Annotated in this window: 22 protein-coding genes, 1 tRNA gene, 1 other RNA gene and 1 pseudogene; 21 read left to right on the plus strand and 4 right to left on the minus strand. The window is 41.7% G+C overall.

Annotated features, from left to right (window positions below):
* Positions 1 to 72: 72 nt before the first annotated feature.
* Positions 73 to 321 (minus strand): annotated as a pseudogene (tnpA, locus tag E7303_RS11830) (IS200/IS605 family transposase); the annotation flags it as partial.
* 148 nt (positions 322 to 469) lie between these two features.
* Here tnpA and E7303_RS11835 point away from each other — a divergent pair.
* The 3 genes from E7303_RS11835 (at position 470) to E7303_RS11845 (ending at position 4,901) form a co-directional block, all read left to right on the plus strand.
* Positions 470 to 1,873 (plus strand): RNA-guided endonuclease InsQ/TnpB family protein, encoded by a 1,404-nt coding sequence (locus E7303_RS11835; RefSeq protein WP_292145517.1) that lies wholly within the window; start codon positions 470 to 472, stop codon positions 1,871 to 1,873.
* Positions 1,874 to 2,115: 242 nt separating this feature from the next.
* Positions 2,116 to 3,381, plus strand: a complete 1,266-nt coding sequence (locus E7303_RS11840) for a hypothetical protein (RefSeq protein ID WP_292145518.1) — start codon at positions 2,116 to 2,118, stop codon at positions 3,379 to 3,381.
* 356 nt (positions 3,382 to 3,737) lie between these two features.
* On the plus strand, positions 3,738 to 4,901 hold the full coding sequence (locus E7303_RS11845; RefSeq protein ID WP_292145519.1) for an MFS transporter: 1,164 nt from the start codon (positions 3,738 to 3,740) through the stop codon (positions 4,899 to 4,901).
* Between the two features lie 41 nt (positions 4,902 to 4,942).
* Here the strand turns inward: E7303_RS11845 and E7303_RS11850 are convergent, their stop codons facing one another.
* From E7303_RS11850 to E7303_RS11860, 3 genes are read right to left on the minus strand one after another with little or no spacing between them, the layout of a single operon-like run.
* Positions 4,943 to 5,539: a TatD family nuclease-associated radical SAM protein gene (locus E7303_RS11850; RefSeq protein WP_292145520.1), complete on the minus strand. Its 597-nt coding sequence runs from the start codon at positions 5,537 to 5,539 to the stop codon at positions 4,943 to 4,945.
* Between the two features lies 1 nt (position 5,540).
* Positions 5,541 to 6,053: a TIGR04002 family protein gene (locus E7303_RS11855; RefSeq protein ID WP_292145521.1), complete on the minus strand. Its 513-nt coding sequence runs from the start codon at positions 6,051 to 6,053 to the stop codon at positions 5,541 to 5,543.
* Positions 6,054 to 6,093: 40 nt separating this feature from the next.
* Positions 6,094 to 6,924 (minus strand): pyridoxamine kinase, encoded by an 831-nt coding sequence (locus tag E7303_RS11860; protein ID WP_292145523.1) that lies wholly within the window; start codon positions 6,922 to 6,924, stop codon positions 6,094 to 6,096.
* 173 nt (positions 6,925 to 7,097) lie between these two features.
* Here E7303_RS11860 and E7303_RS11865 point away from each other — a divergent pair, with 173 nt between their 5' ends.
* The 18 genes from E7303_RS11865 to kduI all read left to right on the plus strand — a co-directional run.
* The gene (locus E7303_RS11865) at positions 7,098 to 8,210 is read left to right on the plus strand and encodes an SGNH/GDSL hydrolase family protein (protein WP_292145524.1); all 1,113 of its coding nucleotides are present in this window, start codon (positions 7,098 to 7,100) and stop codon (positions 8,208 to 8,210) included.
* A 93-nt stretch (positions 8,211 to 8,303) separates the two neighbouring features.
* Positions 8,304 to 9,260, plus strand: a complete 957-nt coding sequence (gene manA, locus E7303_RS11870) for a mannose-6-phosphate isomerase, class I (protein ID WP_292145525.1) — start codon at positions 8,304 to 8,306, stop codon at positions 9,258 to 9,260.
* A 63-nt stretch (positions 9,261 to 9,323) separates the two neighbouring features.
* Complete coding sequence (locus E7303_RS11875; protein ID WP_292145526.1) at positions 9,324 to 10,073, plus strand: alpha/beta hydrolase; 750 nt, start codon at positions 9,324 to 9,326, stop codon at positions 10,071 to 10,073.
* A 95-nt stretch (positions 10,074 to 10,168) separates the two neighbouring features.
* Positions 10,169 to 10,253: transfer RNA gene (locus tag E7303_RS11880), tRNA-Leu, on the plus strand.
* Positions 10,254 to 10,400: 147 nt separating this feature from the next.
* Entirely contained in the window at positions 10,401 to 11,051 is a 651-nt protein-coding gene (locus E7303_RS11885) for an HAD family hydrolase (RefSeq protein WP_292145527.1), read from the plus strand.
* A 37-nt stretch (positions 11,052 to 11,088) separates the two neighbouring features.
* The gene (locus E7303_RS11890; protein WP_292145528.1) at positions 11,089 to 12,771 is read left to right on the plus strand and encodes a sugar ABC transporter substrate-binding protein; all 1,683 of its coding nucleotides are present in this window, start codon (positions 11,089 to 11,091) and stop codon (positions 12,769 to 12,771) included.
* A 67-nt stretch (positions 12,772 to 12,838) separates the two neighbouring features.
* The gene (locus E7303_RS11895; protein ID WP_292145529.1) at positions 12,839 to 13,267 is read left to right on the plus strand and encodes a hypothetical protein; all 429 of its coding nucleotides are present in this window, start codon (positions 12,839 to 12,841) and stop codon (positions 13,265 to 13,267) included.
* Between the two features lie 16 nt (positions 13,268 to 13,283).
* On the plus strand, positions 13,284 to 13,808 hold the full coding sequence (locus tag E7303_RS11900; RefSeq protein ID WP_292145530.1) for a DUF6465 family protein: 525 nt from the start codon (positions 13,284 to 13,286) through the stop codon (positions 13,806 to 13,808).
* Between the two features lie 13 nt (positions 13,809 to 13,821).
* Complete coding sequence (locus tag E7303_RS11905; protein ID WP_292145531.1) at positions 13,822 to 14,133, plus strand: hypothetical protein; 312 nt, start codon at positions 13,822 to 13,824, stop codon at positions 14,131 to 14,133.
* Between the two features lie 115 nt (positions 14,134 to 14,248).
* The gene (locus tag E7303_RS11910) at positions 14,249 to 15,256 is read left to right on the plus strand and encodes a deoxyguanosinetriphosphate triphosphohydrolase (RefSeq protein ID WP_292145532.1); all 1,008 of its coding nucleotides are present in this window, start codon (positions 14,249 to 14,251) and stop codon (positions 15,254 to 15,256) included.
* A 3-nt stretch (positions 15,257 to 15,259) separates the two neighbouring features.
* On the plus strand, positions 15,260 to 17,038 hold the full coding sequence (gene dnaG, locus E7303_RS11915; RefSeq protein WP_292145533.1) for a DNA primase: 1,779 nt from the start codon (positions 15,260 to 15,262) through the stop codon (positions 17,036 to 17,038).
* Positions 17,039 to 17,410: 372 nt separating this feature from the next.
* The gene (gene rpoD / locus E7303_RS11920) at positions 17,411 to 18,583 is read left to right on the plus strand and encodes an RNA polymerase sigma factor RpoD (protein ID WP_292145565.1); all 1,173 of its coding nucleotides are present in this window, start codon (positions 17,411 to 17,413) and stop codon (positions 18,581 to 18,583) included.
* A gap of 2 nt (positions 18,584 to 18,585) precedes the next feature.
* Positions 18,586 to 19,371, plus strand: a complete 786-nt coding sequence (locus E7303_RS11925) for a class I SAM-dependent methyltransferase (protein WP_292145534.1) — start codon at positions 18,586 to 18,588, stop codon at positions 19,369 to 19,371.
* A gap of 10 nt (positions 19,372 to 19,381) precedes the next feature.
* A complete protein-coding gene (locus tag E7303_RS11930) occupies positions 19,382 to 21,037 on the plus strand; it encodes a nucleoside kinase (RefSeq protein ID WP_292145535.1) in 1,656 nt (551 codons plus the stop codon).
* A gap of 3 nt (positions 21,038 to 21,040) precedes the next feature.
* Positions 21,041 to 22,144, plus strand: a complete 1,104-nt coding sequence (locus E7303_RS11935; protein WP_292145537.1) for an NAD-dependent epimerase/dehydratase family protein — start codon at positions 21,041 to 21,043, stop codon at positions 22,142 to 22,144.
* Between the two features lie 213 nt (positions 22,145 to 22,357).
* The gene (locus tag E7303_RS11940; protein WP_292145538.1) at positions 22,358 to 22,663 is read left to right on the plus strand and encodes a hypothetical protein; all 306 of its coding nucleotides are present in this window, start codon (positions 22,358 to 22,360) and stop codon (positions 22,661 to 22,663) included.
* An 88-nt stretch (positions 22,664 to 22,751) separates the two neighbouring features.
* An RNA gene (rnpB, locus tag E7303_RS11945) (RNase P RNA component class A) lies at positions 22,752 to 23,231 on the plus strand.
* Positions 23,232 to 23,510: 279 nt separating this feature from the next.
* Positions 23,511 to 24,354 (plus strand): 5-dehydro-4-deoxy-D-glucuronate isomerase (gene kduI / locus E7303_RS11950; protein WP_292145539.1); only part of this gene is annotated, 844 nt, incomplete at its 3' end.

A 24,354-nucleotide genomic window follows, 5' to 3' on the forward strand; every position in this document is an offset into this window, starting at 1 on the left:
TGAGGAGCCGTATGCGTTAATAGCGCACGTACGGTTCTGAAAAGGGGTATGGGGAGTAATCCCCATATCTACTTAAGTGTATTTGCGTTTGTGTTCTTCTGTTCGCTGATCTTCAATATATTTCTTAACAGTATCAAGAGAAACACTTCCGGTAGTGGCGCAAAAGTAACTTGCGCTCCAGAAGGGTGAATCTCCCCACAGATACTTTTCTACATGAGTCCTATATGTATTTCTTACTTCTTTAGAAAGTTGTGATTTTAACGAGTTGATGAGCTTTACAGGAGCTACATCAGGTGGCATGGAAATCAGCAGATGCATGTGATCCTCTTCTGTACTCGTTCAGGATATCTGATTCCAGCATCGATTTCTGCATAAATTTACTCCTTATCCAAAAAGAACAAATGTTTGTGCTTTTCTGAAATGTGTGCTATAATACTAACTATAGAATACTGCTAAGGAATTTACAACCGTGTACAGAACAAGGCAATACAGGATAAACCAAAACCATATACTCTATGACTATTGCAGGGATATCTGCAAATCATCAGCCGTTCTGTACAACAGGGCAAATTTCATCTTAAGGCAGTATTCGTCTGCAGTAGATTCAATGGCCTTGTTCAAGCCTCTTTTCCCAAATCAGATGATGGTTTACAGGCTCGTAAGGGATAGCCTTTTGGGGACTAAATATCTTGGTGACAGCAAGTGGCTCTCATATAATGCCCTTGATCATCTGCTAAAGGTTACAAGGGATAAGGCATACTATGCCCTTCCGTCACAGGCTAATCAGCAGATATTGAAACTTCTTCTCAGAGACTATAAGTCTTTCTTTGAAGCTGTAAAAGTATATGGCAGGAATCCTGGGGCACTTACTGGTCGCCCCAAGATGCCGGGATATATGTCACAGGGATCATTCAAGACAGCTGTCCTGACTAATCAGATATGCAGGATCAAGGATGGGTATCTTAAGTTTCCCGGTACCATGGAGAAGCTGTCTCTTGGCCAGCTCTCGGAAGAAGTGTGCCTTAAGGAAGTACGTATAAAGCCCGGCGGAAACAGTTTTGTCCTGGATGTAGTTCTTTCTGTTCCTGATAAAGGAATAATGCCAATGTCTGATAAGGATATCCTCTCTGACCTTTCGGACGTATCAGATCTGAAGGGCTTGAGAGTAATGGCTATCGATCCGGGAACAGACAACATAGCTGCTGTAGCAAACACTTTTGGTGCAAGGCCATTTGTGATAAAGGGAGGTGTGATCAAGTCAATCAACCAGCTTTACAACAAAGAGATGAAAAGACTCTCTTCCTGTGCCATGACATGCAACAACAGGTACAGGACAAGAAAGATGAATGCTCTTACTGAAAAGAGGAACAGAAGGATAAAGGATCAGTTCCATAAGGTAAGCAGACAGCTTGCAGACTATGCAAGGGATAACCATGTCGATGCTGTTGTGATGGGTCATAATACATACCAGAAACAGAAAATAGGTATAGGACATGTCAATAACCAGAACTTTGTGCAGATACCAATGCTGATATTTGCAGACATGCTCAGATACAAACTTGCTGAATATGGTATAAAGTTTGTCCTCACAGAAGAGAGTTACACGTCAAAGGCTGACTTTCTTGCAAAAGACTATATCCCTGTGCATAAAAAGAATAGCCCGGAAAGCTACTCTTTTTCAGGAAAGCGGATACAGAGAGGACTTTACAGACACTACGATGGTACAATAACAAATGCAGACATAAATGGAGCTGCAAACATCTTAAGGAAAGTATTCCCAAAGGTAAGCCAATGGGATAGGGGCATAGTGGACATGCCCTGTTCTGCAGGATGCATAGAGCATCGTGCAGGTTCATGCCGCTCTGCGGCATAACAGAAACCCTTTCCGACGTGGAGTCGGTGAGGGTAGTTCATAGTAGAATAGACAGAGATGCTGCTCTTAGTAGGCTTAAGGATAGAGGATTGTCAATCAGACAAATTGAAAGGCTTACAGGGATAAATCGAAATACAATACAAAGAGCTAAATAAATGAGAATGTACGAGTCAAAGTGAAACGTCCCCATTGACTCCAAAAATAAATTTGTGATTTATCGCATATGACCAGGGAGAAGAAAGATGACAAGATTCCTTTTTTCTGAAATCAATTCTTTATACGCATCAAGTAAAGAAAGCCCCAATGTCATTCACTTCATAATGAGGATGCAGGACACTATCGATGGAAATATACTTCGACATGCAGTTGATACTACTATGGAGCGTTATCCTTATTTTGCTGTAAAGCTGACTAAAATGGATGACCGGTATGTTTTTGAATCGAATGAGCAACCTGTCGCAGTAGTAAATACTGAAAAAGACATTGAGCTAAACAGTAAAGAATCTAACTTCCATATGTTGGCTTTTTCATGGCATGACGACATTATCGTACTGAATATCTGTCATGCTCTTACAGATGGAACGGGGGCTTATGAACTCTTAAGAACTTTACTGTATTATTATTGCTCTGAATTTTATAATGTTAAGCTCAGCAGAGATAAAATTCGTCTTAAGGGAGATATTATTCCGCCACAGGAGTGGGATGACCCCACGATCAACATTCCTGATCCACCCTCGGGTGGCGGCGAAGAAATTCTACCTTCTCTAAATCCTGAGATAGAGAAGAAAAGAGAAGGCGATGTCAGGACTGTATTTGGAATTTCTATAGATGAATCAGAGTTAATGCGCTTTTCTTCTGCTAATGATGGAAGCCCCGGAACGATGACTGCTCTATTTCTAAGCAGAGCTATAGCTGATGTTCATCCTGATAAGGTCAGTCCTATAAGGATCAGCATGTGCGTTAACCAGCGAAAAGCACTGAATGCTCCGCTTGCACACCAAAGTCTTGTTGGTGGAGCATGGCTCGAGTACAAAGAAAAAATGTGGACATGGCCAATTGATAAACAGGCTATGTGCTTCCGGGGAATGGTATTTGCTCAGACGCGGGATGAGAGTGTGCTATCTACGCAAGCCTCAATAAACAGTTTCACGCGAAAGCTTCTGGCACTTCAAACAGATGAAGAGCGGTTTGAAGCCGCCAAAGAAAACAGTCAGTCTCTTAAAGCTGTTCTTTCAGCCACGGTCAGTTATATTGGTAAGGCTAATTTTGGTGAGGCTGAAAAATATATTAAAGAATTTCATACATGGGCACAACCTCTGAATGAAAGCATTTTGCTTGAGGTATCTGCAGTAAATCATGAAGTAACTATTGAGTTTATACAGAACTTTTCGGATCCTGTGTATTTTGATGCTTTTTTAAAAGAACTTAGTAGCAACGGAATCAGATTTGAGCATAAATATACGGAAAAACTGGCTATTCCCAATGTAAGACTTCCCTGGAGCGTGTAGCTATTATCTAAAAAACTGTGAATAGTAACGAAAAACATTCCGTATCGGTTGAAAAACCACATTTGATGTGATAAAATTTCAACTGTTTTCAAAGAAAAAAAGAGGTTGCGAAAGATGCTTCATTGATTTTCTGACAAAAAAGTTATAAACAGAGTGTTCTTGCCTGCATGACAGGTCTGTTTTTGTACGCTTTACGTCAGATTATCATATTCGTCAATTGTCCGGTTCGTCCTGGACTCTCGTATTCCTCTTTCTATATTTGAGTTTTTTTTTGATGGATATGACTGCCTTGCGTACAGAAATGTATGTGAGGCAGTTTTTACGTTTTAATACATACTTTTTTGTTGGAGGATTCGATGATGAATAAGAAACTAAATATAGATAACCTTGAACTTGTATCATTTTTCAATGGCCTGGTTTTCTTTGCACCGGTAGCACTATTAGTAAGAACCCGGGCAGGAATTAGCCTTGATCAGTTCTTTGTTTTACAGGCAATATTGTCACTGGTAATATTCTTTGGCGAAATACCAACCGGGAAGATCACGGACGTGGTTGGATATAAAAATACGATTGTCTTATCGCAGGTTACACTTCTGCTGGCCAGAGGCATGATGCTTACCGCCTTTTTAACTCGAAATTACTGGCTGTTTATAGCAGAGGCTATTGTAGAAGGCATTGCAAGCTGCTTTTCTTCCGGAACCATAAGTGCTTATCTGTATCAGCGGTATGACGAGGGTGAATATGTTGTGAAAAGTGCGAGAACTTCTAAGTTTGGTACGGCTGGCTTCATAGTAAGTACCATAATGTATGCCGGTATTTACCACTTCTTTGGAATTGTCGGCTTGCTTGTCGTGACAGCTGTTATGAACGTTTTTGCAGTTGCGCTGAGTTTCAGGATTGAAAAAGAAAAGGCTAAATCCAAAGAAGCAGTCGGCAATAAGGACACCGGAAAGCATAAATTATTCATTCTTCGGCTTAATGCTGAAAATATCATAATTATGGTAACCCTGGCTTGCGTTAGTATTTCCTTCATACTGATCAATTTTTTCTATGTTGATAAACTGGAAAATCTTGGGATTTCCGAAGAATGGATGACCGCTATCATCCTTGGATACTCAGTAATTGAGATGGCTGCAGAGAAGATCCTGGATCATATTGGAGAAAAGAACTATTTCAGGACCTTTGTTGCCGGTTTTATCATTTCAGGAATATGCATGTTGTTATTTGGAAGAAGCAACATCCGGCTGATCATCATTCCAATCATGCTGCTACTTCCTCTTGTGGTGTCAGTACCGGCATACATATTTGATGAGATGGAAAATAAAGTGATCGATAAAAACAATCTGGAAGATAAACGAGCTGAAGTTCTTTCGGCCTACAACATGGGGGTAAATCTTGTTGAGGTTATCTTCCTGTTTGCATCAGCTTATGTATCAGGTATCGGTGTTTCTGCATGCTTCACAGTGGTGGGAGTACTTATGATCCTGTTGGCAGGGGTGCATGGAGTATTGAAAAAATAATTTGTTTATGAACGAGGAGACAAAAATGGGGAAGAACCTCGTCAAGTTTTCTTTCGAATCCTCAGTGGGATATCATGTTCACGTGATAGTGCAAGGCATCGGTCGATTTCTTCCTGAGGGAGGACATCGACGATCGACCATCTTACGTCTTTTATTTCTTCCCTGCATCTTTTTGTGAATTCAAGCATGTTTTCAAAGCCATTGGAATGAAGCGGTCTTGTTACTTCTTCATATTCTTCTTTGGAAGGGGAATTAAGGCTTACAGAGACGCTGTCAATGACTTTGGCAAGCTCCGGAACTATATCACGGCCGTTTTCTACCGAGCCCTGGCCGTTGGTGTTTAATCGTATCTTGAGACCTTTCTTTTCTTTTGCGAAAGCAGCAGCCTCTAGCAGTATGTCCAGCTGACAGGTTGGTTCACCGTAGCCGCAGAACACAAGCTCATCGTAACCTGAAAAATCAAAATCACGTATGGCATCAAGAACCTCGGCTTTGGTAGGATTGGTCTGATGCCAAAGGGTATCAGCATCGCCGACGCCATCTTTTACAAAGCGGATGCAGAAGGTGCATCTGCAGTTACATTTATTGGTAATATTTGCATAGACTGAACCTTTATAGGTGTAGAGTATATCTGCCATATCAGGCCTCCGATCTGGCTTTGAAGCCGAATTTATCAAGTGTTGTACCAAGCATCAGGAAAAAGATCATACTACCAAAGGACTGTACGAAACTCCCGGAAAAGCTTGTGATGAGAGCTGCCTTGGTTCCGAATAAAAGAGCTTCCGCAAGATAGTATCCTGTGGCTGAGATAAAGTAAGAAATGATCGGAGCGGCAATATTTCTTTTGCTTAATATGGTTGTAGCTTTATTGGTAAAAGGGATCACGATAAGGCTCTTTATTATCACAGTGGCCACTGTCCATGCAGGGGCGGTTAAAAGATCTGCCAGTCCTCCGCCAATTGCACCTGCCAGCATGGCGTAGGGCAATGGCAGTATGGTGGCGGCAAGATATATAAGTCCGTCGCCGAAATGGATGTATCCGCCGTTAATTCCCACAGGCACATGGCCTATGTAGGCTGTGAAAATTGTGATAAGGGCTGCAAAGATTCCGGTAAGTGTTAAGGTGTAAGTCTTGCTTCTTTTTTTTGTCATGTCTGTTCCCCACTTTCTGTGCAATTATTCTCTATAGCTTTTACTTGATTAGCATCTTTAAACTTTTTTCATATGAGATCCCGGCTCTTGGGTCAGTGCCTTTTTCTGTATTTTTTATGGCTGTGTATATGAAATGGCTTGCCGCATCTGCTGCATCAAAAGCGCTGTCACCTCTTAATATTTTGCCTAAAAAGATAGCTGCAAAGAGGTCTCCTGTTCCGGAATAATGAATTCCGTTACTTTGCGTTGTGATAACTTTGCTGTTTCCGTTTTCAATAATGAAGTTCCCAATCACGTCTTTTTTTAAGAGAGGAATCCCGGTCACTGCGATGATTCTGTCATGGTCTCCGCCAAGTATTATGGACATTCTCCTGATTTCATTTATCAGGTCATCGCCCTTGAGCTCCATTATTTTTTCGGGGCTTTCACCTGTCAGAAGACACAGCTCTGTTAAGTTTGGGGTTATTATGTCGGCTTCATTGACCATGGCTTTTATGGTTGTCAGAAGCTCTTTTGAAAAGTTTGTATAAGTTTTTCCGTCATCGCCCATGACAGGATCAACTAAAACCTTAGTGCTTGCTGATTTGAAGGCTTTTATAAATTCCAAACTGTTTTCAGCCTGCAGGCCGCTCATCATAAATCCTGTTATTATCCCGTCAAAGGTTTCTTCCTGTTGTTTCCATTCCCGCAGATATTCAGGTATTATGCCGGTCAGGTCTTTGAAATAATATGAAGGATATCCAGTCTGTGCGCTAAGAACTGCTGTTGGCAGTGGACAGCACTGAATTCCCAAGGCTGCCAAAACTGTCATATCTGCAGTAAGTGAACACTTGCCGAATCCGGACAGGTCATTAATTGCTGCTACTTTCATAAGCTGCTCCTTTAATGCTTTGTTATGGTAAAGAATATACTCTATACTCTGGTATCATTAAAATGGTCAGATTAGAAGAATTTATTAATACCAGATATGCGCAACTGACTTATTGGCTTTAGGGGAGTTGTGGTTTAAAATATCCATGTATGAAATCATCAGGGGGTATGGCTATGAAACCACAGGATAAAAATAAAAATCTTCAGTATTACAGGATCGATGAAGTGCAGCAGCTCTTTGTTCATGGCAGAACTAACTGGCCTAATGAGCAAAAAGAGCTGCCTCTTTTTTGGAATAATAGCGGTGTAGAAGTGTGCACGGATGGAACTGAATTGTGGATAAGAGTAGAGGCGGACTATAGCGTTTATGAGCCCTGGTATGCGGTTGAAGTAAACGGGGCGCTAGTGAGCCGCAGTATGTTACAGCCCGGGGAAAATGATATTTGTCTTTTCAGGGGCATGTCTGCAGGATCTGTAAAAAGAGTCTTTTTTTACCGCGAACTTCAGCCTATGGGGCAGGATGATGACTGCCATATGATTGTCAAGGGGTTATATTGCGATGGAGAGTTTAAAGAAGTTCCACAATATGATCACAGGATCGAATTCATAGGTGACAGCATTTCATCCGGTGAGGGAACTTATGGGGCTAATGACGATATGGACTGGATTCCGATGTACATGTCATCAAGCCATAACTATATCAATATGATCTCCAAAAAGATGAATGCCGATGTCCGCATAATCTCGCAGGGCGGATGGGGTGTTTATTGCAGCTGGGATGCGGTAAGAAAGAACAATATCCCGAGAATTTATGACAAGATATGCGGCCTTGCCCATGGTGAGTTTAATGAAAGCCTTGGCGCTGCAAAAGCCTATGATTCATCGAACTGGCAGGCGGATGCTGTTGTCATTAACCTTGGAACCAATGACGGAACTGGAATCGCGGCATATAATGGCAGTGGCGGCGAAATCGGAGCCATGGCTGATGAACCGCTTAGCATCAGCGAGTGTGAAAAATCCATTACTGCTTTTCTTAAAAAACTTAGATCATACTATCCAAAAGCTCACCTTTTGTGGGTTTATGGAATGCTTGGCTATGATATCAGCGCAAATATCAGCAAAGCCATTGCGGACTATATGACTGAAACAGGCGATGATAATGTTTCCTATCTGACTCTTCCCAATACGCTTGAGGGTGAGTTTGGATCCCGCATGCATCCTGGGCTAAAGAATCATGAGAAAGCAGCTGAAATGATTTCGGATTTTCTTTTGTCCAAACTTGGGTGATGGGCATTTTGGTAAAAGATATCTTTAGATATCGATGATAATGTGGTAGGATTTTGTAAAAATGCAAAAGAGTAATATGGAGAAATTATAATAATGAGTACTAATGAGAAAGAACCTATTTTTTTAGAACCGCACTTTACCCACAATGTCTGGGGTGGAAGCAAGTTGAGAACTGTGTTTGGATACGATGTTGAAGGGGATGACATCGGAGAGTGCTGGGGAATTGCAGCTCATCCAAATGGAAAGAGTCTTGTAAAGAACGGCCTGTATAAGGGAATGGGACTGGATGAGCTTTATAAAGAGCACGGAGAGCTTTTCGGAGTTGGTGCTCGTGGCGAAAATGATAAGTTTCCTCTTTTAACAAAAATAATAGATGCAAAGTCTGACCTTAGCATCCAGGTGCATCCTGATGATGAATACGCCAAAGTACATGAGAATGGGTCTCTTGGTAAAACAGAATGCTGGTATGTTCTTGATTGCGACGAGGGAGCGTCACTTGTTGTTGGACACAACGCTTCTTCAAGAGATGAACTCTGTCAGATGATGGATGAGGGAAGATGGAGCGATCTTATTAGAGAAGTAAAGATCGAAAAGGGCGATTTTATCCAGATCGATCCGGGAACTGTCCATGCCATAAAAGGCGGCGTGGTTGTTCTTGAAACTCAGCAGAACAGCGATATCACATACAGGCTCTATGATTATGACAGAATGTGGAATGGCAGCAAACGTGAGCTTCATGTTGATAAGTGCAAGGACGTTATCACTGTTCCGGCAAAAGATCTGTCGGATGCGATAGTTCACGATACTGATCAGGAGCAGGGAGTAAAGCTTCTTAACAGCTGCAAGTACTATACAGTATCAAGAGTGAATGTAAAGACAGAGCTTTCACTTGATGTTTCTGAGAAATATGTTTTGTGCTCAGTTATAGAGGGAAAAGGAAATATTGGGGATCATCAGGTAAAGAAGGGTGATCATTTTATACTGCCTGTGGGTTACGGAAAAGCAGTATTTAAAGGTGATATGAAACTTATTGTTTCAAGTGAAAACTAAAGGGTGTTCATACCATACTGATAAATGGTATAAAAATATATAATGTTTTTTTGGGAGGCTACTATGTACATACTTGATGATGGAATCAAGCTCAACGCCAAGCTTGATATGCCAAAAAACGGGGCGGAAAAATGTCCGATATGTGTTATAATCCACGGATTTACAGGACACATGGAGGAAAGGCACATTATAGCTGTTCAGGAAGCAATGAATGAGCTGGGAGTTGCTACTCTTAGAGTTGAAATGTATGGTCACGGCGGAAGTGATGGGGAATTTAAGGACCATACACTTTATAAGTGGCTCTCAAATGCTATGGCAGCAATTGATTATGCAAGGAAACTTGACTTTGTCACTGATGTCTATCTCTGCGGACATTCTCAGGGCGGACTTACTGCAATGCTGGTTGCAGGAATGGAAAAAGACAGGATAAAAGCGCTTATTCCGCTTTCTCCGGCTCTTTGTATCTTAGAGGGTGCAAGAAAGGGATGCCTTTTGGGACAGCCATTTGATCCTGAAAATGTTCCGGAAGAACTTGTCAACTGGGACAACAGGACTCTTAGTGGCAACTATGTAAGGGTTGCACAGACTCTTCATATTGAGGATGCACTGGCTAAATATGAGAATCCGGTTCTTATTGTTCACGGTGATGCAGATGAGGCTGTGCCTGTAGAAGACTCAATTGATGCAGCGCCAAAATATAAAAATTGTAAGCTTGTTCTCATTAAAGGGGACACTCACTGCTATGACAATAGTCTTGATGAGGTTATAGATGCAGTAAAAGCCTTTATGAGGGAGCAATTGGCGCAAGTATAAAATAAACGTAAAAAAGTTTTAAAATTTTTGTTGACGTTTTGCTTTATTCTTGCTATTATAAACAAGTCGTCGCGAGAGAGATGCGGCGACGGTTCGCGGAAGTGTCGGAATTGGCAGACGAGCAAGACTAAGGATCTTGTGACTGTTTATGTCGTGTGGGTTCAAGTCCCATCTTCCGCACGAAAAAAAGGATCAACTCAAATGAGTTGGTCCTTTTTTTGTGCGGAAGGGTAATTCACGGGGACGTCCCTGTGACTTCCCTTGTATCAAAATATGGAAAATAGTGTTAAAATAAATTGGCGAGATTTATGAAAAGGACTAGAGATAATGAAGTTTAAAGCAGTTATTTTTGATATGGACGGAACGCTTCTCAATACGATCGAGGATATTACTGATTCCGTGAATTTTATTTTGAGAAAGTATGAGATGCCGGAGAGAACTCTGGATGAAGTAAAACATTTTGTGGGAAACAGTTCTGTAAAGCTTATAGAAAGAGCAATTCAGGGCGGAAGAGAGAACCCACAGTTTGATCAGATATTAAGTGATTACGAGGCTTATTACGTTAATCATTGCAATATTAAAACAGGACCTTATAAACATATTCCCGAGCTATTAAAAGAGCTGAAAAATCGCGGCTACAAGATAGCAATAGTGTCCAATAAGTCTATGGACGGAGTTCAGGAACTTAAGAATGTTTATTTTGGTGAATGGGCTGATGTGGCGATTGGAGTGACGGATAAGCTTCAGAGGAAACCAGCGCCGGATGAGTGCCTTGAAGCTATGAAAAAGATGTCTGTCAAAAAAGAAGACTGTGTATATGTTGGGGATTCTGACGTGGATCACATGACAGCAAAAAACACAGGAATTCCATGTATCTCATGTTTGTGGGGCTTTAGAACAAAAGATGAACTCATTGCAGCAGGTGCGGGAGAAAATGCATTTGTAAGTGATCCTCTTGAAATACTTGAGTTGGTATGATCCATATAGTGTTTAAGACTTGAAGGTGGGGCAGAAAATGAAGAAAGCTATATTGGTTTTGGCAATTGTTTTTTTGTTTTGTGTAATTGGTGTTGGATGCCTTGTAAATAAATCTGATGATGAAAAAGAAGATGCTCAGGTTTTGGACAAAACATACAAAGAATTCACAGCTTTTTTTGCTGTCCCGGGGACGGAGCTTGATGAGAACAATGTGATCCAGAACCTGATAGCTGATTCTACGGGGATAAAAGTTCATGAGAAGTGGCTTGGAAGTGAGACTGCTTATGATGCTATAAGTGAACTGCTTGAGAGCGGCGATTATCCTGATTTTGTTGATGCGGGTGAGGAGTCAGTCCGCATGTATGAGGCGGGAGCACTTGTTGCTCTTGATGATTATATTGAGAAGTACCCTAATGTAAAAGAGCTTTTTAGTCAGGAACAGTGGGATTCACTCAGACAAAGCGATGGACATATTTACTGGATTCCTCAGTTTTCCAGCACTTATGGAAAAGAGAGAGTCTGTGTGCATGTTGATGAAGCTTTCTGGATACAGACAAGAGTCCTTGAATGGGCGGGCTATCCTGACATACATACTCTTGATCAGTATTTTGATCTTATAGAAAGATATTACGCAGCTAAGCCTACAATGCCTGATGGCACGGCTGTAATTCCTTATACGATCCTTTGCGATGACTGGAGATATTTTTGTCTTGAAAATGCTCCACAGTTTCTTGATGGATACCCAAATGATGGCGCTGCTATAGTTGACCCGCAGACACATAAGGTAATTGACTACAATACTACAGATACAGCAGTTAAATATTTTAAAAAGCTCAATGAAGAGTATAAAAAAGGTATTGTGGATCCTGAATTCTATAAACAGACCTACGATGAGTACATTGCTAAACTCTCATCAGGAAGAGTTCTTGGAATGGTAGATCAGTGGTGGGATTTTGCTTATGAAGCAGAGGATGCCATAAGACATGCCGGCCTTGATGATGAGGGATGTCAGTATGTTCCCCTTCCTATAACTATCAGAGAGGGTATAACCAATCAGTGGCACAATTCAGGAAGCGTCTTTCATGGAAGTTCAGGTCTTGCAATTACAAAAAGCTGCAAGGATGTTGACAAGGCTATGGGATTTGTCAGTGCTTTATTGGAGCAGGATATACATAATCTCCGATATTGGGGCATTGAAGGTGTCGACTATGTGATCGATGATAATGGAATGTTTAAAAAGACAAAAGGAATGCGAAAGATGGCCTATGATACAGCCTATAAGAAATCGCATTTTTGTCAGTACAACTATTTCCCACAGTGGCTTGGAACAAGCAGAGATGGTATAAATGCCATGAAACCTGAAGGCCAGGAAGTTGAATTCTATGATGGCCTTTCAGATAAAGTCAGAAAATGCCTTACAGCTTATGATGCTCAGACCTATGTAGAAATGCTTGGAAGCAATCCTTCACCCGGTCCATGGTATCCGATATATACATACGCGCAGGCTCTTTCACCAAGCTCTGATGAAGGAGAAGCTTATCATATGATGACTGAGTGCAAGCAAAATTATCTGCCGCAGGTGGTAATGGCCAATAATTTTGATGAAACCTGGGCTGAATATATTAAGGCTTATAATTCCTGCCATCCTGAACGCTTCCTGAATGGACTTCAAAATGAAGTTAACAGGAGAGTTGAAGCGGCGGCAGACTATGAACAGTAATAATAAAGGTGTATAATTATCTGCATATATGAAAAATGTAGATGATATGAAATATGAAGGGGGATATATGGGAGATACAGAGAATAAAGAACAAAATGTTACTTCTGCAAGTAGTGAAGAGCTTCTTATAGAAATAAGAAACCTCACAAAGAAAAAGCTCTTTTGGCAAAAAATCAGTACCTGCTGTATTGCGGCTATTATGGGTATCGTGCTTGCCACAATGGTTATAGTTATTCCACAGCTTGAGGCCACATTGAATCACATCAATGACACAGCGATCAAGGCTCAGGATTCCCTTAATGAAGCCAATACCATGATTACAAGTATCACTGAGGCCAGCGAGAATTTTGACAGTCTTGTTGCGAAAAACGGCGAAGGCCTTACAAGTGCAGTTGAGTCTATGTCAAAGATTGATTTTGAAGGCCTTAACGAAGCAATCAAGGATCTTCAGGATGCAATAGGACCTTTAGCAGCATTTATGAGTAAGTTCAGATGAACAGGAGGGAATGATAATGGGGAAGAAGTCAACAGTAGAAGAGATTAAGGAAATGGTAAAAGAGGTTTCCAGGAATGCGGAGCCTGTTATTGATGAAGCTAGGAAAAAAGCTGAGCCTTTGATCAAAGATGTCACCAAGAAGGCAGAGCCAATCTATAATGACATTAGAGAAAAGGCAGAACCTATCTATCAGGATCTTAGGGAAAAGGCGGAGCCTATCTACAATGATATAAAAGAAAAGGCAGCTCCTGCAGCAAAAGTTGTAAAGACACATTCTGAGAAGGCTCGCAAGGCAGCTAAGACAGTGAGCGACGATATCTCTTTAAAAGCAGCTAAATTCAGCTGTAAAGAGGAAGTATTTGTTCAGTACAGCCACCATGAGATCAGAACAACAGATATCATTGAAAAGGCAAAACAGGACTATGTTTCCAAGGGCAATAAGCCTTCAAGCATCAGAGAGATACAGGTTTATATCAAGCCTTCAGATAACGCAGCGTACTACGTTGTAAATCATCAGGAGACCGGAAAGATAGGATTTTAATAGGAAAAAGTAAATGGCAATAGAATTAAAAAGTTTTTTTCCACTTTCTCATTATGAGTATGGAGAGGCATATTTTGGAAGCTATAAGGGCATGAGATACAGACTTGCCAGGGAACCACTGGAAAACGTCAAGTTCACACCTCTTGATAAAAGAGGACCGGCTACTTTGATGGCAACTGTGTGGCCAGAGCCCAATTCCTATGCACATACTGATGACAGCCTTAAGACGACCGAGAATTTTGAGGTCTCTCAAGAGGGGCTTGAAAAGGCTGTTCAGTGGATAAATGATCAGTACACATCCAGGGAAAGTGAATGGTCAAGATAATTTTTAAAAAAAATTCAAAATAAAAAAAGGATTTTTGAAACCCACGTCGAATATATATGATGTGGGTTTTCTTTTTCTGGTAGACAACTGATTCACCCACGGAAAGAAGTAAAAATTGAAAATTCGCGAACAACTGGAAAAACGTGAGACTAAAATCTTAAGCAAACATGCTACTCTGAGCATGAATTCCAAAGGAAGAGAAAAAGAAGAAAAGCCGTGCGATATCAGGCCTTGTTTTCAGAGGGACCGTGACAGGATTCTTTATTCCAAGTCATTCAGGCGCCTGAAAGACAAGACTCAGGTCTTTTTGTCTCCTGATGGGGACCATTACAGGACTCGCATGACTCATACTCTTGAAGTTTCTCAGAATGCGCGGACTATCGCGAAAGCTCTTTTGCTAAATGAGGATCTGGCGGAGGCGATTGCCCTTGGACACGACCTTGGACATACGCCGTTTGGTCATGCCGGAGAGAGAGCTTTAAACGAGGTTTGTCCCGGAGGATTCAGACACAATGAGCAGAGTCTTAGGATTGTAGAAAAACTTGAGAACTACGGACAGGGAATGAACCTTACATGGGAGGTACGCGATGGCATATTGAACCACGAGATGGACCTTACGCCTTCGACTCTTGAGGGAAAAGTTGTGCGTCTTTCGGATAAGATCGCTTATATGCATCACGACATGGATGATGCCATCAGAGGCGGCATAATTACTGAGGATCAGGTGCCAAAAGACCTGTGCGATGTGATAGGCCACACGAATGGTGAGTGGCTTGATACATTTATTCATGACATCGTGGCAAACAGCCTTGATAAGGATGATATCCGCATGTCAGAAGAGATATATGATGCATTCCACAGGCTTCGTAAGTTTATGTTCGACCATGTTTATACCAACCCGATTGCCAAAGGGCAGGAGGGCAAGGTTGAGGTAATGATCAAGATCTTGTACTTCTATTATCTTGACCATGTTGATCTTCTTCCTGACTATCTTAAGAATATGATGAACCTTGGGGAGACAAAAGAAAGGATTGTCTGTGATTATGTCAGTTCCATGACTGACAGATATGCAGTTTCAATGTTTGAGGAAGTTTATATACCACATACTTGGGGAGTTTTATAAATAATGTACTATTCAGATGAGATCATCGAAGAAGTGCGCTCCAGGAACGATATTGTGGACGTTGTGGGTCAATATGTGCATTTGCAGAAAAAAGGTTCCAATTATTTTGGACTTTGCCCATTCCACAATGAGAAATCCGGGTCGTTTTCTGTTTCTTCGCACAAGCAGATGTTCTACTGCTTTGGATGCGGTGCAGGCGGCAATGTGATCACTTTTTTGATGAAATATGACAATTTAACATTTCAGGAAGCGGTAAAACAGCTGGCTGAGAGAGCCGGTATAAAGCTTCCGGAGCAGGATGATTCTCCTGCAGCCAAGGCGGCGCGGGATAAAAAACAGATCCTGTATGATATTAACAAAGAAGCAGCCAAGTACTACTATTATCAGCTGCGGGGCAGAACCGGACAAAAGGGCATGGAGTACTTTAAGTCCAGAAAGCTTACAGATGAGACCATGCAGCATTTTGGACTTGGATATGCCAATGTTACAAGTGATGATCTTACAAAGCACCTTAAAAGCCTTGGATACACAGATGGACAGATAATCGAGGCGGGGCTGGCGTCCCACGATGATAAAATGGGAACCCATGATAAATTTTGGAACAGAGTGATGTTTCCTATTCAGGATGCATCCCAGAAGGTAATTGGTTTCGGCGGCCGAGTGATGGGAGATGGTAAACCCAAATACCTGAATTCCCCGGAAACGCCTATTTTTGATAAAAGCCGTAATTTGTTCGGTCTTAACTATGCCAAGAATTCAAGAGCAGGTTACATGATAATCTGCGAGGGATATATGGATGTTATAGCCATGCACCAGGCGGGCTTTAATATGGCAGTTGCTTCATTGGGAACTGCTTTTACCACCGGGCAGGCCATGATATTAAAAAGATATACGGACGAAGTCATTTTGTCCTATGACAGCGATGAAGCCGGCACAAAGGCAGCGCTTAGAGGAATTGGCATTCTAAAAGAGGCTGGTCTTAAGGGAAAGGTCCTTGACCTGAGGCCCTATAAGGACCCTGATGAGTTTATTAAGAATGAAGGCAGGGAAGCTTTCGAAGAGAGAATAAAAAATGCTGAGAACACTTTCTTCTTTGAAGTAAGGGTGCTTCAGTCCCAGCATGATATGTCAGATCCTCAGTCCAAGACTGAATTTCACAGGAAGCTTGCAATGAAGCTTTGTGAATTTGAGGAGGCTCTGGAAAGAGAGAATTATATAGAAGCCGTTGCTGCAAGATACAACATTGCGGTAGATGATCTCAGAAGGCTTGTATCCAGTGTTGCTTCTCAGGGCGGACTTGTCAGAAAGGTTGAAAGGCCTAAGTCGGGCATACAGCAGAAACGTTCTCCTGAAGACGGAGCCAAAAAGAACCAGAGGCTTCTTTTGACATGGCTTACTGATGAACCACAGATCTTTTCCAGGGTAACCAGGTGGATAACTCCTGAGGATTTCTCAGATGACCTGTATAGAAATGTGGCAAAAGAGCTGTTTATGGGAATGGAGAGCGGCAATTTTTCACCGGCAGCTATTCTCGACAGATTTACTGATGAGGACGAACACAGGCAGGTAGCTGAGATGTTCAACACCAATCTTATCGAGATCGAGACCAAAGAGCAGAGGAAAAAGGCTTTCCACGACATAATATATGGAGTTAAGGCAGCAGGGTATGACAGACAAAAGAAAGAACTAAAGCCGGATGATCCTGATTTTCTTACCAAGACCATTCAGGGCAAAAAAGATCTGGAAAAGTTGGCGCACGCAGATATTTCACCGGATGATTGATGAAAAATAATAGAAAAGGAAAATACAAAAATGGCAAAGAAAGAAGTAGAGACTAAAGAAACAAAAGATACGAAAAAGGTAGCTGCAAAGGCTACCACAAAAACTGCAGCAAAGGCTACTGCAAAGGTTTCAGCCAAGGCTAAAAAGGAAGATACTGCAGAAGAAAAGAAGACTGCAAAGGCAGCAAAGGCTGAGAAGGACACAGAGGAAAAGAAAACTGCCAAGAAAGCTGAGGAAAAGGCTCCAAAGTCAGCAAAAGAACCAAAGGTTAAAAAGGCTGCAAAGAGTGCAAAGGCAGAGAGCGAGAGCACATCAAATGACGGAGAGGCTCAGGGGTTTGATGAGGCAACAAAAGAGCTCTTTACACAGAAGATAAAGGACATCCTTGCACTTGCAAAAAAGAAGAAAAATGTTCTTGAGTACTCTGAGATCAGCGATTTCTTCACAGACTTAAACCTCAATGAGGAACAGCTTGATAACGTACTCGAGGTTCTTGAGAACTCAGGAATCGATGTCCTTAGAGTTTCTGAAGTTGATGACGACCTTCCTGATGAGGATGATATGATGCTTTCTGATGAGGACGAGGTAGATATGGAGAATATCGACCTCTCAGTTCCTGATGGAATCAGCATTGAGGATCCTGTAAGAATGTACCTTAAGGAAATCGGTAAGGTTCCGCTTCTTAATGCTGATCAGGAGATCGAACTTGCAAGAGCCATGGAAGCAGGCGCTGATGCTCAGAAACAGCTTGATGATGACAAGGATAAAAATGAGCTTTCAGAGGCTGAAAAGAAAGAATTAAATCAGGCAATCTACGAGGGTGAAGAGGCTAAGAAGCGCCTTGCAGAGGCCAACCTTCGTCTTGTTGTAAGTATTGCCAAGAGATATGTAGGAAGAGGAATGCTTTTCCTTGACCTTATCCAGGAAGGAAACCTTGGTCTTATCAAGGCTGTTGAGAAGTTCGATTTCCGTAAGGGATTCAAGTTCTCAACATATGCTACATGGTGGATCAGACAGGCTATCACAAGAGCTATCGCTGATCAGGCCAGAACAATCCGTATTCCTGTTCACATGGTTGAGACTATCAATAAGCTCATCCGTGTAAGCCGTCAGCTTCTCCAGGAGCTTGGTCGTGAGCCACTTCCTGAAGAGGTAGCAAAAGAGATGAATATGCCTGTAGAGCGTGTACGTGAGATCCTTAAGATTTCTCAGGAGCCTGTGTCTTTGGAAACACCTATCGGTGAAGAGGAAGATTCACATCTTGGTGATTTCATCCAGGATGATAACGTTCCTGTACCTGCAGATGCTGCAGCCTTCACACTCTTAAAGGAACAGCTTGTTGAGGTTCTCGGAACACTTACAGAGCGTGAACAGAAGGTATTACGACTCAGATTTGGTCTTGATGATGGAAGAGCAAGAACCCTTGAAGAAGTTGGTAAAGAGTTCAACGTAACCCGTGAGCGTATCCGTCAGATCGAGGCTAAGGCTCTTAGAAAGCTCCGTCATCCAAGCCGCAGCCGCAAGCTCAAGGATTATCTTGATTGATCATGAGTAGAGAAGATATATCACTTAAAATGTCCCAAAGGCTCATCACCGTTGCTAATATGCTTAAGAGTGACGGTGAGGCTTTGAAGGCTGCAGATGTTGGGTGCGACCACGGATATGTGTCCATTTATCTGGTTCAGAGAGGCATTGCAGAGTCTGTGATTGCCATGGATGTAAGGAAAGGGCCTCTCTCAGCAGCAGGTGCCAACATCTCGGAATATGGCCTTGAAGACTTCATTTCCACCAGACTTTCAGACGGCGTAAAAGAGCTGGAGAAAGGCGAAGCTAATGCAATAGTTATCGCAGGAATGGGTGGAAAGCTCATGGAGAGACTCATAGAAGAAGGAAATCTCTATGATCTTGGCATAAGGAAAGCAGTCTTTCAGCCCCAGTCTGATTATGAAGAGTTCAGGCAGTTTTTGAGAGATAAGGGATATCTTATTACAGATGAAAGAGTTGTCTATGAGGATGGAAAGTACTATTTCCCTATGAAAGTAGATGTTATGGACAGCTCTTTTGACAATAAAAGCGTATTTGATAAAACTTTAGAAACATTATTTAAAGATAGCGGTGATATCAAAAAAGATCAGATGATCAGAATATGTAACCGCTATGGCGAGTGTAATTTAGTCAGAAAAGAGCCGCTTCTAGTGCCATATTTGGATCACGGCAGGCAGGTTCTTGAGAGCATTTTGAAAAGTCTTGATGACAGCCATGCAGGGCGCAGAGAAGAGATAATGGAGGAGTTGTCCGATATTTCTTTTGCCCAAAAAATCTTAATGAGGTAGGAGAGACGTTATGCCGCAGATTACAATAAATGGAGTATCTAAAGAATACGAAAAAGGAACTACATTTGAGCAGATAGCAAAAGAGTACCAGTCAGAATTTAAGTACAGAATTGCCGCTGTTATATACAATGGCAAGATAAGGGAACTCTTTAAAACAGTGAAAAAGGACGGCGATCTGTCTTTTGTCACTTTTGCAGATGATATTGGCCATAAGACCATGCGAAGAACAGCAATAATGATGCTTATCAAAGCTATTAAAGACGTGGCGGGCAAGGATTGTCAGCCAAAGGCAAAGGTGGAATTCACCATTGGTAATGGCTATTATTGCACTATCAAAGGCGGCATTGAAGTAACTGATGAATTTGTCAAAAAAGTTTCTGACAGGTTTCAGGAGCTCATTGACAAAGCTCTTCCGATCACCAAGAAAGTTTATCCTCTTGATGAGGCTATTGAGATATTCAAAAAGCAGGGCATGACCGACAAGGTTTCTCTTTTGAAATACAGGAGAAGCTCTGAGATTAATGTCTATAAGCTTGAAGATTTTTACGATTATTTTTATGGCTATATGTGCCCTAATACTTCGTACATAGAGCATTTCCAGCTTGATAAGTATCATGATGGCATGCTTCTTACTCTTCCTATGAAGGTTGACCCAAATCTGTTAAAGGTTTCTGAGCCCAGGGAAAAGCTCTTTGAAACCATGAAACTTGCCAGTGACTGGGGCAGCAGAATGGGAATTGACAATGTAGGCGACCTTAATGAACAGATCTGCGCAGGAAGGATCAATGAGATGATCCTTGTACAGGAGGCTTTGCAGGAGCGAAGGATCGGTGAAATTGCCAAGAAGATCCACGACCGTAAAGACATTAAGTTCGTAATGATCGCAGGACCAAGCTCTTCAGGTAAGACCAGCTTTGCCAACAGACTTTCCATACAGCTTCGCACTTATGGCATGGTTCCGCATCCTATAAGTCTTGATAACTATTTTGTTAACAGAGAGTTTACCCCCAAGCACCTGGATGGAAGCTATGACTTTGAGTGCCTTGGAGCTATGGATGTTAAGCAGTTTAATGACGATATGGTTAAGCTCTTAAATGGCGAGCGCGTTGAGATGCCGGAATTTAACTTTGTTACAGGCAAAAGAGAAATGAATGGCAATTTCCTGCAGCTTGGTGAGTCGGATGTTCTCGTAATAGAAGGCATACATGGACTTAACGAGGAAATGTCCTATGCTCTTCCTGCAAGTTCTAAATTCAAGATCTATATCAGTGCTCTTACTACTCTTAGCATTGATTCACATAACAGGATACCTACAACTGACGGAAGACTTCTCAGAAGGATCGTCAGGGATGCAAGGACCAGAGGCGCCAGTGCAAAGGCGACCATCAGTATGTGGCCTTCTGTAAGAGCGGGAGAGGAAGCTAATATATTCCCATTTCAGGAAGAGGCTGATGAGATGTTCAACTCAGCACAGATCTATGAGCTTGCTGTTATAAAGCAGTATGCTGAGCCGCTTCTTTTCTCAATAGGGAAAAATGAACCGGAGTACTACGAGGCAAAAAGACTGCTTAAGTTCCTTGACTATTTTGTAAGTGTTGATAATTCTTTCCTTCCAAAGAATTCAATTTGCAGAGAATTCGTTGGCGGAAGCTGTTTTAAGGTATGAAAAATGAGATATTGTAAGGAATATTTTGATGATGTCAGGCTGGTTGTAAGAACCATGCCTGGCATCACGACTTTATTTAATAAAACAATCTGTATAACTGGTGCAACAGGTATGCTCTGCTCCGCTGTGGTGGATATTATAGCTCTTTTGAATAAAGAAAAAAGCGCAGGTATAAAGCTGATCATAGCAGGCAGAAACAAAGAAAAGACAGCTGCCAGATTTGATGGGCTTTTGCAGAATGGTGAATATGAGTTTGTTTCATATGATGCTACAAAAGTAGGGGAGTATCTTCCACAAGCTGATTATTATATCCACGGTGCAAGCAATGCGGATCCTGCCAAGATGTCAACAGAACCTGTCGAAACCATGCTTGGTAATATACTTGGCTTAAAGACAGTCCTTGATTCTGCGGCTATGTCAAAGGGCAGCAGAGTGCTGCTTATTTCATCCGGCGAGATTTATGGTAATCCGGTTGCATCTGATGAGGTAAGCCTTGGAAATCAGCAGGAAGATGCATCAGAGGGAAAGGGACAGTATATAAAGGAGAACACATTTAAGGAAACGGATTATGGATATGTAGATATTCTTAATCCACGCGCATGTTATCCTATGAGCAAGAGGGCGGCTGAGACTTTGTGTGCTTCTTATTACCAGGAACATGGTGTTGACTTTGTGATCGCCAGATCCTGTCATGCATATGGTCCCGGTATCACACCTGCAGACAGCAGGGCAACTGCAGCTTTTACCAGAAATGCAGCTTCTGGAAAAGATATTGTGATGAAGAGCGCTGGTGAGCAGATAAGATCTTATTGCTACACCCTGGATAGTGCGGCAGCTCTTTTGACAATCCTGATACATGGAACAAGCGGAGAAGCCTATAATATTTCAAACAAGGATTCAATTGTCTCCATCAGGGAGATTGCTGAAGAAATCGCCACGGCAGCAGGTGTAAAGGTGATTTTCGAGAATCCTGGTGATGCAGAAAAAAAGAGCTATAACATGATGAAGGGATCGGCCCTTGACAGCTCCAAATTAGAAGACCTGGGCTGGTCTGCAAAGTTTGATCTAAAATCAGGCGTTGAAGCAACTTTAAAGTTTTACAAATAAAAAAATATCTCCCTCAGCTTGAATTTGACCTACGGATTTTGACTTTGAATTTCACGGAATCAAGCGAGCTTTGAAACAAAATTACAAACACAATTTAAACACATTTTTTTCACTATTTGTTCGTGTAATCCCCATTTACTTTTACGCATCAAAGAGTAAAATAAAATTCGCTGTTTAAAAGATTAAGTATTATTTTTGAGGGAGATTTTAATAATGACAACCTACGACAGAGCTAAAACAATTAATTCATTAGCGGTTGCCATGGGTATGCAACCTGTAAGTAGAAAAGATATGACAAGATATGATACTGCAAGAGGCACGCTTTATTGCAATGACAAGCCGCTTGACTTTAGCAATATCGAAGCAGCTATTTCATATTTTGAGACAATGAAAGCAAAAGCACTCAGATCATTATCACCTGAATCACAGATGGTTGCCGGATATTATTCATCCGCTATAGATGCCCTGAGATATGTTGAGCAAAAAACTGCTGAAGAATCTGGTAACCCAGCAGTTTAAGTAATACATCCACTTAGAAAGAGCCATTTAAGGCTCTTTTTTTAATTTGTTCTTTAACAAATTTAGAATTATGGTATAATGTTGTTCCTGAGTAGGATAAATGATCGCTGCCATGCAAACGAAAGGGCATGGGAGAGGAAAGTCCGGGCTTCACAGGGCAGGATGCCAGATAACGTCTGGTGGAGGTGACTCCCAGGATAGTGCAACAGAGATATACCGCGTTTCAAATGAGGCGGGCGACCAGGCTGAAATAGACAATTTCATGCTTGCATGAAAATTGGCTTATTGCAGTTTGGGCATGCGGCGAATGCCGCGTAACGAGGAAAGCGTGCTTTCCGAGTGACCGCCGAATCGCCTTAGAAGCGTAAGGGTGGAAAGGCAGTGTAAGAGACTACCGTGCTGGTGGTAACATCAGTAGCCATGTAAACCCCATTCGAAGCAAGACCGAAAAGAAAGCAATGAGCCGGCCCGGTTCGCTTTCAGGTGGGTCGCTTGAGGCTGTCGGTGACGGCAGTCCTAGATAGATGATCATTCACGACATAACCCGGCTTACAGTCCTACTCATAAAAAGATTAAAGGCAACGCTTAACCGCGTTGCTTTTTTTATTGATTTAATAGGAAATTGCAACGCGTTTTTTATTGAAAAACACAGCAATTTTTGCAATGTGGATAAGGGCAAAATGTGATAGAATGTAAGAAATATGAAAGCTCTTACATCAGGTCAAGATTTGCAACTTTTTTGTTTAAAAATGAACTGACAAAGAATAAGTTATACCGTATCATGATATTGCGTGAATGAATGGGAAGTGTACCCATATAAAATAGTAATTCAAGAACGGAGGCAAGTATGGAACTTAGAACAGCTAGTTCACCTAGAGATGAGAAGCATTACGATACTCAGAGATTAAGAGAAGAGTACCTCATCGATGACCTTTTTCAGCCTGATGTGATTAAGCTCGTTTATAGTCACATTGACAGAATCATTACTGGTTCAGCTGTTCCTGTAAAAGAGGAACTTAAGCTTACAGCCGGAGATGAGCTTAGAGCAGAGTATTTTTTACAGAGACGTGAAATGGGCGTTATCAATATCGGTGGAGCAGGTGTTATCACCATCGATGGTAAAAAGTATGATGTAGATTACAAGCAGGGCATGTATATCGGAATGGGAGCAAAAGATGTTTCTTTTGCAAGCTGCGATGCAAGCAAGCCTGCTAAGTTTTATATCAACAGCGCACCTGCACATAAGACATATCCAACAGTTCTTATTAAGAGAGAAGGAACTCCTTCTGAAGGCGTTGTTATCATCAAGGATGAAAACAAGAAAGAGCTTGGATCTCTTGAGCAGGCCAACCACAGAGTTATCAACAAGTATATTCTTCCCGGACAGGTTGAGACATGTCAGCTTGAAATGGGTATGACTGAGCTTAAGCCTGGAAGTGTATGGAATACAATGCCATGCCATACACATGACAGACGTATGGAAGTATATCTTTATTTCGATATTCCTGAGGATGCACTTGTTATGCATTTCATGGGAGAGCCTACAGAGACAAGACACATTGTTATGAGAAACGAGCAGGCTGTTATCAGCCCTAGCTGGTCAATTCATTCAGGATGTGGAACACAGGCATACACATTCATCTGGGGAATGGTCGGAGAGAATCAGGACTTCGATGACATGGATGATTGTG

The organism is Butyrivibrio sp. (assembly GCF_015056685.1).
GTDB lineage: Bacteria > Bacillota > Clostridia > Lachnospirales > Lachnospiraceae > Butyrivibrio.

What these genes read in the sequence shown, in the direction of transcription:
- E7303_RS11840 (WP_292145518.1), top strand. Translation starts at nt 2,116, where the DNA reads ATGACAAGATTCCTTTTTTCTGAAATCAATTCTTTATACGCATCAAGT.
- E7303_RS11845 (WP_292145519.1), top strand. Translation starts at nt 3,738, where the DNA reads ATGATGAATAAGAAACTAAATATAGATAACCTTGAACTTGTATCATTT.
- E7303_RS11850 (WP_292145520.1), bottom strand. Translation starts at nt 5,539, where the DNA reads ATGGCAGATATACTCTACACCTATAAAGGTTCAGTCTATGCAAATATT.
- E7303_RS11855 (WP_292145521.1), bottom strand. Translation starts at nt 6,053, where the DNA reads ATGACAAAAAAAAGAAGCAAGACTTACACCTTAACACTTACCGGAATC.
- E7303_RS11860 (WP_292145523.1), bottom strand. Translation starts at nt 6,924, where the DNA reads ATGAAAGTAGCAGCAATTAATGACCTGTCCGGATTCGGCAAGTGTTCA.
- E7303_RS11865 (WP_292145524.1), top strand. Translation starts at nt 7,098, where the DNA reads ATGAAACCACAGGATAAAAATAAAAATCTTCAGTATTACAGGATCGAT.
- manA (WP_292145525.1), top strand. Translation starts at nt 8,304, where the DNA reads ATGAGTACTAATGAGAAAGAACCTATTTTTTTAGAACCGCACTTTACC.
- E7303_RS11875 (WP_292145526.1), top strand. Translation starts at nt 9,324, where the DNA reads ATGTACATACTTGATGATGGAATCAAGCTCAACGCCAAGCTTGATATG.
- E7303_RS11885 (WP_292145527.1), top strand. Translation starts at nt 10,401, where the DNA reads ATGAAGTTTAAAGCAGTTATTTTTGATATGGACGGAACGCTTCTCAAT.
- E7303_RS11890 (WP_292145528.1), top strand. Translation starts at nt 11,089, where the DNA reads ATGAAGAAAGCTATATTGGTTTTGGCAATTGTTTTTTTGTTTTGTGTA.
- E7303_RS11895 (WP_292145529.1), top strand. Translation starts at nt 12,839, where the DNA reads ATGGGAGATACAGAGAATAAAGAACAAAATGTTACTTCTGCAAGTAGT.
- E7303_RS11900 (WP_292145530.1), top strand. Translation starts at nt 13,284, where the DNA reads ATGGGGAAGAAGTCAACAGTAGAAGAGATTAAGGAAATGGTAAAAGAG.
- E7303_RS11905 (WP_292145531.1), top strand. Translation starts at nt 13,822, where the DNA reads ATGGCAATAGAATTAAAAAGTTTTTTTCCACTTTCTCATTATGAGTAT.
- dnaG (WP_292145533.1), top strand. Translation starts at nt 15,260, where the DNA reads ATGTACTATTCAGATGAGATCATCGAAGAAGTGCGCTCCAGGAACGAT.
- E7303_RS11925 (WP_292145534.1), top strand. Translation starts at nt 18,586, where the DNA reads ATGAGTAGAGAAGATATATCACTTAAAATGTCCCAAAGGCTCATCACC.
- E7303_RS11930 (WP_292145535.1), top strand. Translation starts at nt 19,382, where the DNA reads ATGCCGCAGATTACAATAAATGGAGTATCTAAAGAATACGAAAAAGGA.
- E7303_RS11935 (WP_292145537.1), top strand. Translation starts at nt 21,041, where the DNA reads ATGAGATATTGTAAGGAATATTTTGATGATGTCAGGCTGGTTGTAAGA.
- E7303_RS11940 (WP_292145538.1), top strand. Translation starts at nt 22,358, where the DNA reads ATGACAACCTACGACAGAGCTAAAACAATTAATTCATTAGCGGTTGCC.